Raw genomic sequence first — 8,676 nt, 5'->3', positions numbered from 1 at the left:
GAGGTAATTTTCGAGACGCGACTTCGTTATACTTTAAAAGCCTCCGTCGGTAAGCCTTTAAAATATAGTTTCGCTCTCGTACTAAAATTTTACAGCGTTCTCCAGTCGCCTGTGAGATAAATTCTCCCATGTTTCGCATTAAATCTAGTGTCTCACCTTTCTTTAAACTTTTCCGAGCTTTTTTAAACCATACTTGACGCTCATTATCTGTGCTAAAAGCAGCATCGGCAAAATCCTGTAAATGTGATGCGGCGTGATAAAAATCTAATAATCGATAAGTTTCATCTGGGCATTTTAGCTTTTTTAACAAAGGAGGAATATGTATCCAAATCCATTCAGCACCATCAGCAATCAACAATACCTGTTTAGCTTGACTTATTCCCAAATGTACCAAATACATTTCTAATATTTTAAGAAACTCTTGATAACCGGAATAGGTGCCATCATTAGTAATAGGTATTTCTGAAATTCTAATTTTCTGACCCTGTTCATTTACTATATAAATTGTGAGTAACTTTGGCTCCATCCATTCACTAACAAAACCGTGACGATTCGTCTTAGAACTGCGTTTACCTTTTTTATTAAACCTAATTTTAGTTTTTCCACCATCTACAGCAATGACAACTCGTTGACCTTTCAGAACATTCCTATTAGATAAGTTCCCCATCTCCAGGTTTAGTATCTTTGATTGACGAAGATTAATGCCAATTTTACCAAAAAGATAAGTCAGGCGTTAAATTCGTTTTAAACTAACATTTATTCCCCAATCTGTTAGCGTCAAACGTGCTGCATCAAACGAACTGGCTATTGCACCATACTCAGCAATTGTTGACCAGACTAAAGGGGTAATACCTTCGGACATACCTAACCATTTTAAAAATGGATAAAATCCCTGATTTGTAGATTCATTTTTCTTCTTGTTGGTTTCTATTTTGTTACCATGTATGGTAAAGATAGAGGAAATAAAACATTACCAATTGTTAGTATTTGTCGCTTGGTATAACCGTGTTTTTGTGTTTTGGGATACTGCCACCCTTGGGTTTGAATAACTGCTGTATGATGATCCGATCCATCAAGGTCGCAAGCTTGCCCTGGTGTCAGGTAAAAGCTTAGTGGGTTGCCCAACGCATCCACTACAGCATGAATCTTGGTACTCAATCCACCAATGCTTGGACCAATGGCTTCAGTAGATGGCTCCCCCCCTTTGCACCAGCACTATGCTGATGGGCGCGGACAATCGTGGAGTCAATCATCGCATATTCATTATCGGCGTCGTCTGCCAAGTGCTGAAACACTCCTTCCCAAACCCCTGTTTTTGACCATCGGCTAAAACGAGTATGAATCACTCGGAAATCTCCAAATCGCTTTGGGAGGTCTCTCCAGGGTATCCCTGCCCGATAACGGTACAGTACTGCTTCCACAAACAACCGATTATCTTTTGCTGTCACCCCAATATACCCTTGTGTTCCAGGCAGTAAGTCTTTTATCCTCTCCCACTGGTCATCTTGCAGCGCATAACGTCGAGTCATTGTTTCTGTATTTGGCTTATCCCAAGCATTACCTACTCAAATTTACCTAATTGATGACACGCCCTAGATAACTGGTAAGGAAGTTGCAGCATAGACCCAACCCATCCCTAGAATTTCGTAAATGCGACGGAAAACCTCAACATTTTTAACTAGCGTTTCGTCTGACAATACAGCATAAATACGCCCCATTGAAGTTTCATAGTCAACACCGCCATCTGCTTGGGGGTTGTAGTCATCTTAACATTGATCTGTAAATTTTCAGATTGTTGTTCAAACATAAAAATCGACACTACTGTTTATACTAAACATACTTAAGCTACTTGACATAAATCTTTTTAAGGAGGGACAGGCTTACTCAAACCTTAGGAGAATATGGAAAAAGTCAGGAGAGCTTGTCATAACCGATAAAACCTGTAGTCTGGAGTTAATAATAATGGCCGATGTGACAAATGTAGGAACTAAGCTTGCTGATCTAAAGCTTTTTCAGAATGTTCTGTTGGAAAGTGAGCAAAAGTTGATAGCACAGACGGACGACAATACGATTTGCGAGCGGCTCGAAGGAATGATAAAGAGTGATCGTGAAAATCTCGGCATCATCGAAGCAGCTATTTCTAGATACGGCAACGCAGCAGAACCTCGCGACATTACTCAACAACATGCCCAGAAGGTAAGCCAAATGATGAGCGGCTCTGAGCTAACTCTGTATGACAAGTACTTACAGCTTGAGTTGCTAAAGCATCAACAGACAATGACCGGGCTGGTTCTACACAAGGTTGCCCAGTCCTTGAATGATGACCTTCAAGATTTGATGGAACTGCTCAACCGAGTTAATTTTGAAAATCGCGCTCACCAAGAGATTCTTAAAGGTGTTCTTTACTTCGTCGGAACGCGAGAGATAGCCGGTAAGGAACCTGACATGGGTCTGTGGGCTAGCATTGAACAGGGAATTGCAGCGCTTAAGGGTGCTGTAAGCAGCGCCGTAAGCTAGTAACCCAAGTTGCTAGTTATCAAAAAGTGCCTTCTTTTAAGTACATAATTTAATTTTTTAGTATTCAGGAGTACTTAAAAATTGAGCTTTTGTATTATTATGATACTGTTTATGGACACTAACTAGCAACTTACGTTATTAGCAATGAGTGGCAGAGGGCGCGTCAAAAAAATTCACAATTACCAATTCGCAATTCGCAATTATTACCCCACAACTAAAGTTGGGGGCTTGAATATTGATACTACGTGTTTTAATTTTTATATAATTAAAATTAGGGGCTTGTATCCCAATGGTTCAATTATTCAATTATGTTCACAATTGCGAATTGCGTTAGCGCATCGTTAGCGACGAAGGAGCGTCACTGCGAATTGCGAATGTGTCCGGTCATTCATGGAAGCGTAATAGATTCAGATGATTTATGCCACATTGAAGCATACTTTTCAATAGTGAATCATCTCTAACTCAAAACAATTATCCCAATTAAGGGGATCTCAAATTTGCCGACTGAAACCTTTAATTACGCCACAGCTTTTTCATAGTGAGCATCATTGTAACTACTGTTACAGTGATGCTCACTTCTCAAGATAGAACTCAAATCCCAGCAAATAAGCGAAAGCTGATAAAACTGTCAGATATAATACCGATATTAGCTTAAAAACAATTAAGTAGGTGGGCTACTGTTTGATTGAGCAGTAAAGGTGGATTGGTGAGGATACCGGAACAATTAAGGCGAAATACAGTTGTCTAGTTTAATCGCGATCGTCATAACATCTGCCTTGATATCTCTAATCTTATACAGCGGTTTGGGGTACAGATGCAGATAAACTACTGTGGACACTTTTTTAAGAAACGGTAAAGACTTACTTGAACAAAGTACTTATTTTGCCTAAAGCATTTTATACTTCCTTTATACTGCCTTGATATTTACTATTTTTAAGCAACTTAAGCTTTACACTCTCAAATCAACTTTACATCTTGACTAGATTTTTTTGAAATGTATTAGTTGACTTCACGATCTATTGAATGAAAAGTCATTGATAATACCCATGTAGTAACAAATTAAGTGATTGATATTAGAGAAGTAATTGAAAAAGCGAACTTGTCTAATATTATGAATAAAAAATGGGCTGCTAAACGACTTACAATCAATCTCACATCAAGTGAGACAGAGAAGTTGGAAAAATACTGTTCAATTATAGGTAGACCAGCAACCGATGTAATTCGGGAATTAATTCGCTCTCTGACAACTGAAGAAACACAAAACTAATTTCCAGGTTAACTAGCGTTTGCTTGGTTTGGATTGAGAATCCTAAAGAAAGTTTTGAATGATTTGTAGTACAAATGATTTTTAAACTTCCCTTGATTGGCGTTGGCGCTTTGCTTTTAGCTCAAATGTCATTACCTGTATTTGCCAATAACCTGACTGCTACAGTTGTAAGCGTCGGTGATGGTGACACTATACGTGTGTTGACTGGAAATAAAACTGTGACTGTTCGCCTTGCTTGCATTGATGCACCAGAGATGAAGCAAAGCTCTTGGGGACAGCAATCATCAGCAAGACTTAAACAATTGCTGCCAGTGGGACAAGCAATCACCCTACGTGCTGTTGAAACTGACAAATACAAGCGCTTAGTTGCAGAGGTGTTTATCGAGAATCGCAGTGTCAATGTCAATATGGTGCAAGAGGGACAATATGAAAGTTTATCGCCAGTATCTTAAAAGCTGTCCGTTTGTTACAGGGTGAGAGTTATGCCAAAGAACAGCGTCTAGCATTCTGGAGTCAGGCCAATCCTGTGATGCCTTGGGACTTCCGCCACAGAGCTACCCGAAAGACAACTTTACAACCAATACAAGGGCAACAACAGAATAACTGCGATCCCTCTTACCCAGATTTTTGTCTGACCAAAAATTCACCCGATTTGAATTGCCGAGATAAGCTGTTCCACATTTAACTTGCTATGATAGCATTGCCTTTGTTTTTGAGTTTCCGATACCATTTAATAATTAGTTGTCCTTGATTAAGCAGTCGGTCTAATAAATTCTTTAATTGCTCAACTGATTGAAATAATCGATGAGCAATATATTCCTTAGCCGAATGCCATACTAACTTAATTAGATTAGAATCGGGACTATAAGGCGGTAAAAAGTACAGTTGAATATTTGGTAAATTTGTCTCAACTTCGGCTAGCATTGTTTTCTTTTTGTGATAGCTAGCATTATCTAAAACAATGAAAATCTTTGGCCCTTTTTCTGAACTTCACAAAGCGTCAATTTCTTTTTGATTAACTCAACCCCCTACTTTATCACAAAACTTTTTTGCAAGAGGTCTAATGACTAAAGTTAGGGTGCAGTAATGTGGATGCGATCGCTAGATGAGTTTATCGAAAATAGCCAAGATAAGCGTGAAGTTCAACGAGCGATAGCAGTTAAGATGTTGTTGTGTGGATACAAGCATGAGCAGATAATGTCGGTCTTGGGAGTGTCCAGTGGTTTTATAAGTAAGTGGAAAAAAGCATTTTTTCAAAATGGGGTAGAAGGTTTAAAACTCGCTCATCGAGGAAGTGTTGGGCTATTAAGCCCAGAGCAGCGCTTATTTATAATAGAGTGGCTGTTAACAAAAGATAGATGGACTTTGAAGGAGCTAGAGTACGAGATCAGCTACCAATACGGCGTTACTTTCTCCTCAAAGCAAAGCTATTATGATTTATTTAACGAAGCAGGTATTAGTTGGAAGAAAACTCAAGCTCACAACCCAAAATATGATGAAGAATTAGTCGCGTCAAAAAAAAAGATATTTGTACATTGCTAGCTGGGCGACGTGAGGAAATAGAATCTGGAGAATTAGTCGTATTTATGGCTGATGAATGTCATTTGTTATGGGGAGATGTAAACGGTTATGTTTGGGGCAAAACGAGGGAACGAGTATCAGTTCCTGTAAGTAATGCCCGCTGTCAACAAACATATTTCGGCGCATTAGACTATAAAACAAAGGAATTTTTCATTTACAAGGCAAAAAAAGCTAATTCCGAGACTACAATTGGTTTCTTAGAATATCTTCAATTCATAAGTCCTCAAGCCAAAATTTTAATTATTTGGGACGGTGCTAGTTACCACCGTTCAGGGCAAATTAAAGAGTATTTAGACTCGCTCAATGCCGAATTAGAAAAAGAACAATGGTTGATAACTTGTGAGCGCTTTGCCCCAAATGCTCCACAACAAAACCCGCTCCGAAGATATCTGGTTACAAGCAAAAAGACTGATTCGAGAATTTTACTTTTTTTGTCATTCTTTTTGTGTACTCAAGGGGTTATTTGAATTAGCAATCGATTGTCAAACTTTTGACTTCCCTAAGCTACATGAGTATGGTGTTTTCTCATGAATCATTTAGGATTGCTATAGTTACCATCGTTCGCAAGAAATTAGAAATTTCTTGGATGACATGAATCAAGGACCTTCAAACGACCAATGGAAGATACACTGCGTTCGTTTTGCTCCCAATTGTCCGGTACAAAATCCAATTGAGGATATTTGGTTACAAGCCAAAACCTGGATTCGACGTTTCTGCGCTTTGATCCCTTCATTCTCTCATTTAAAATGGATATTTGAATGGTTTATCCGACACACGACCTTTGATTTTCCCACTCTTCAGATGTACGGAGCTTTTTCAAAACTAAAATATTAGTCCTATATCTTTTCCACAAGTTCCATAAGTTTATTGGCGATAATCTCAGTGATGTAGAAGCTGGACATAGTGCAGGGTGTAAAACGATTTTGATAGATGGGGGTAATCAGTCTCAGCCCCAAATGTCTCGTTTAGGAATTGCTGACTATATTTTGGTTAACCTTTCAATAGCAGCACAGGTGATATGTAAGCATTCAGTATCTAATTTTTAGGATTTCTGGCATGGAGTTATAGAAATTGCTGGAATAGGAAACCTAAAAAAATTTAGATTAATGACAAACAATTTGCCATTCTGGTCAAATAATTCGTCGTTCTACAGTAGACTTCTCAAATATGCCGCACCAGTATAATAAATAGTTCCTTATCGTTTAGTGCTTGAAATGACTGTACCTGCTGGAATCCGGCTTTTTTCCATGCTTTGAGCGCACGTTCATTAAATACTGCCACTGTAATGCGAAAGAGGGTAGAATTAAACTTTGAACGTGCAAAATTGAGGACATCTGCAATCATAGCCGCTCAACAAGAATGTAGCTTAGGAAATACCAATGAACTTAAGCATTCAACAGATTGTGCCGGAGGAAGTTGCATTAATGGAAGCTTTATTAGCGACCTTTGGTGAGGCGTTCGATGAGGTGGAGACTTATGGGAATCCGCCTAGTGCAGACTACCTGCGGCAACTGCTTGATAGTGACTACTTCATTGCGATCGCCGCATTGAAAGAAGGTAAGGTCGTTGGCGGTCTTACTGCCTACGAGCTTAAAAAGTTCGAGCAGGAGCGCAGCGAGATTTACATTTACGATCTAGCTGTTGCCGCCGCACACCGACGGGAGGGGATTGCAACGGCATTAATTCAGAAGCTGAAGGAAGTAGCAGCAGCATGTGGAGCTTATGTCATTTTCGTCCAGGCGGATATCGGTGACGATCCAGCCATTAAACTTTATACAAAGCTGGGCGCTCGCGAAGACGTATTGCATTTCGACATAGCAGTTAATAGCGGCAATGACAATGCCTAACGCTTATCTAAGTCCTAGATCAGGAGCAATCTCATGGATGATAATCTGGGCAATTCTCGTTATCCAACCCATTCGGGTGTATACCGCAGACTAGCACGTTGTCCCCATACTCAACTCTATGATAGTTAGTGCAACCGATGCAAGCTATTGGTCGGCTAATTTTGTCATCAAAATCAAAATCATCATCCTCCGATTCATCTGCTCGAACTAAGGATGCATTGCAGTTGGGGCAGGTTTGAATATCTCGCCCCAAGTTTTTAACTAGACAAGTGAGCGATTGCCACGAAGTCATGGCCTCACCACTGTTGCTAATATGACTAGTGAGTAACGAAAAATAGGGGTAACTGCATTGGCATACGACCACCTCACCATTAGTATGCGTCGCGTAGTGAGCTTCTAGATATTCTTGGGCAATTTTCCAATTCTGTTGCTTAGAAATACTTTGTGGCTCGCCTTCATAGTTTACCTCCCACAGTTGATCATCGTGGAAAATCCTAAGAGAAAATGATGTATAGTCATGAGCTAGATTTTCTAGTTCGCAATGACTTTTGGCATTTTTGTAATTAAAACTGCGATGCTCAACAATTAACTTATGCTCACGGGGATAGGTCTGGATTACCAGATACTCTCCTTCATAAAAGGGATTATATTTGGTAGCGATTCTTTCGTTGAAAAATAAGAAATTCCGTTCAGTATCCATACTTAAAAACTCTAATCGCTTTCTTGAATTAGTACTATCGTTTTTGAACCTCGTTCCTGATAATTGAATAGCTTTTTTGCCTGGCAAAGGACAACAAATACAATACCAATTTAAACTCTTTAATTTACTATAAATGCAGACGAGCAACCACAAGTTACTAATAGGATTACTAACAACTCAATGCCGACTTTCGTTGTTTATTTAACTAATGAACTAAGGCGATTTTTGATATCAAAAATTTTCATTCATCCTCCTAACCCAGGAAAAACCTTACTCCAAACACTTTGAGTTTTCGGGTCTGATTCTTCTTGTATACCGCTTCCAAGACCTTGCTGTTGGGCTTGGGTTTCCTGCATATTGAAATTGTGAATAGTTTGTGCAAGCTTAGGATTTTCCTCGATTAACTGAGTTTCAATCTCCAACTCTTGCTGCAACAGTTGAGCATTTTTCCGTGCGAACATTCGGTGCTGATGTCGTCGCCGGATTTCGGATTCAGTAAGTTGTAAGTGTTTTTTAAAATTCAAATCATCGTATTCGCCGTTATACATGAGAATTCTTCTCCAATTAACTTAAAACTTGATTTTTAGGAAAATTAACAACACTACTCAACTAATTAAACACGTTTTTGTTGATAATCACCCCAGCCAGCGTAGACTTCCCCGACTGTGTTCCACCAGAAAGGTAAAAATGGTGATTACTGCGAAGAGTTATACAGCGTATTGCAGGTTTATGAGGTACAGTAACAACAGTTTGTAAACCAGTTT

At 39.2% G+C, this 8,676-nt stretch carries 9 protein-coding genes and 5 pseudogenes; 8 read left to right on the top strand and 6 right to left on the bottom strand.

The window, feature by feature from the left end; translation table 11 throughout:
* The 3 genes and pseudogenes from Q0541_RS07590 to Q0541_RS07580 form a co-directional block, all read right to left on the bottom strand.
* Positions 1-1,053 (bottom strand): annotated as a pseudogene (locus Q0541_RS07590) (ISLre2 family transposase); the annotation flags it as partial.
* A gap of 24 nt (positions 1,054-1,077) precedes the next feature.
* Positions 1,078-1,529 (bottom strand): annotated as a pseudogene (locus Q0541_RS07585) (IS5 family transposase); the annotation flags it as partial.
* A gap of 63 nt (positions 1,530-1,592) precedes the next feature.
* Positions 1,593-1,718, bottom strand: a complete 126-nt coding sequence (locus Q0541_RS07580) for a hypothetical protein (protein ID WP_298907743.1) — start codon at positions 1,716-1,718, stop codon at positions 1,593-1,595.
* A gap of 373 nt (positions 1,719-2,091) precedes the next feature.
* Between Q0541_RS07580 and Q0541_RS07575 the strand changes: the two genes are divergently transcribed.
* The 4 genes from Q0541_RS07575 to Q0541_RS07560 all read left to right on the top strand — a co-directional run bounded on the left by Q0541_RS07575 (position 2,092) and on the right by Q0541_RS07560 (position 4,469).
* Complete coding sequence (locus tag Q0541_RS07575) at positions 2,092-2,517, top strand: hemerythrin HHE cation-binding protein (protein WP_298907741.1); 426 nt, start codon at positions 2,092-2,094, stop codon at positions 2,515-2,517.
* Positions 2,518-3,628: 1,111 nt separating this feature from the next.
* Positions 3,629-3,784, top strand: coding sequence for a CopG family transcriptional regulator (locus tag Q0541_RS07570; RefSeq protein WP_298907738.1), 156 nt, complete (start codon positions 3,629-3,631; stop codon positions 3,782-3,784).
* A gap of 74 nt (positions 3,785-3,858) precedes the next feature.
* The gene (locus Q0541_RS07565) at positions 3,859-4,236 is read left to right on the top strand and encodes a thermonuclease family protein (protein WP_298907735.1); all 378 of its coding nucleotides are present in this window, start codon (positions 3,859-3,861) and stop codon (positions 4,234-4,236) included.
* Positions 4,237-4,247: 11 nt separating this feature from the next.
* The gene (locus Q0541_RS07560) at positions 4,248-4,469 is read left to right on the top strand and encodes a hypothetical protein (protein WP_298907732.1); all 222 of its coding nucleotides are present in this window, start codon (positions 4,248-4,250) and stop codon (positions 4,467-4,469) included.
* Here Q0541_RS07560 and Q0541_RS07555 read toward each other — a convergent pair.
* Positions 4,466-4,768: pseudogene (locus tag Q0541_RS07555) on the bottom strand (transposase); the annotation flags it as partial. The gene Q0541_RS07560 and the pseudogene Q0541_RS07555 sit on opposite strands and share 4 nt — an antisense overlap.
* A gap of 108 nt (positions 4,769-4,876) precedes the next feature.
* On the opposite strand from Q0541_RS07555, the pseudogene Q0541_RS07550 reads away from it, so the two are divergent.
* The 4 genes and pseudogenes from Q0541_RS07550 to Q0541_RS07540 all read left to right on the top strand — a co-directional run bounded on the left by Q0541_RS07550 (position 4,877) and on the right by Q0541_RS07540 (position 7,212).
* Positions 4,877-5,896 (top strand): annotated as a pseudogene (locus tag Q0541_RS07550) (IS630 family transposase).
* 18 nt (positions 5,897-5,914) lie between these two features.
* A pseudogene (locus Q0541_RS07545) lies at positions 5,915-6,199 on the top strand (IS630 family transposase); the annotation flags it as partial.
* On the top strand, positions 6,193-6,411 hold the full coding sequence (locus Q0541_RS34350; protein WP_366941830.1) for an HAD hydrolase-like protein: 219 nt from the start codon (positions 6,193-6,195) through the stop codon (positions 6,409-6,411). The pseudogene Q0541_RS07545 and the gene Q0541_RS34350, both read left to right, overlap by 7 nt.
* 333 nt (positions 6,412-6,744) lie before the next feature.
* A complete protein-coding gene (locus Q0541_RS07540) occupies positions 6,745-7,212 on the top strand; it encodes an AAC(3)-I family aminoglycoside N-acetyltransferase (protein WP_298907729.1) in 468 nt (155 codons plus the stop codon).
* 31 nt (positions 7,213-7,243) lie between these two features.
* Here the strand turns inward: Q0541_RS07540 and Q0541_RS07535 are convergent, their stop codons facing one another.
* Both Q0541_RS07535 and Q0541_RS07530 read right to left on the bottom strand, forming a co-directional pair.
* Complete coding sequence (locus Q0541_RS07535) at positions 7,244-7,912, bottom strand: hypothetical protein (protein ID WP_298907746.1); 669 nt, start codon at positions 7,910-7,912, stop codon at positions 7,244-7,246.
* A gap of 245 nt (positions 7,913-8,157) precedes the next feature.
* Positions 8,158-8,460 (bottom strand): hypothetical protein, encoded by a 303-nt coding sequence (locus Q0541_RS07530; protein ID WP_298907728.1) that lies wholly within the window; start codon positions 8,458-8,460, stop codon positions 8,158-8,160.
* Positions 8,461-8,676 lie beyond the last annotated feature (216 nt).

The sequence above is a fragment of the uncultured Nostoc sp. genome (assembly GCF_937863485.1).
GTDB lineage: Bacteria > Cyanobacteriota > Cyanobacteriia > Cyanobacteriales > Nostocaceae > Nostoc.
Note: the sequence above shows the minus strand (reverse complement) of the source record. Positions and strands in the feature narration are given on the sequence as shown.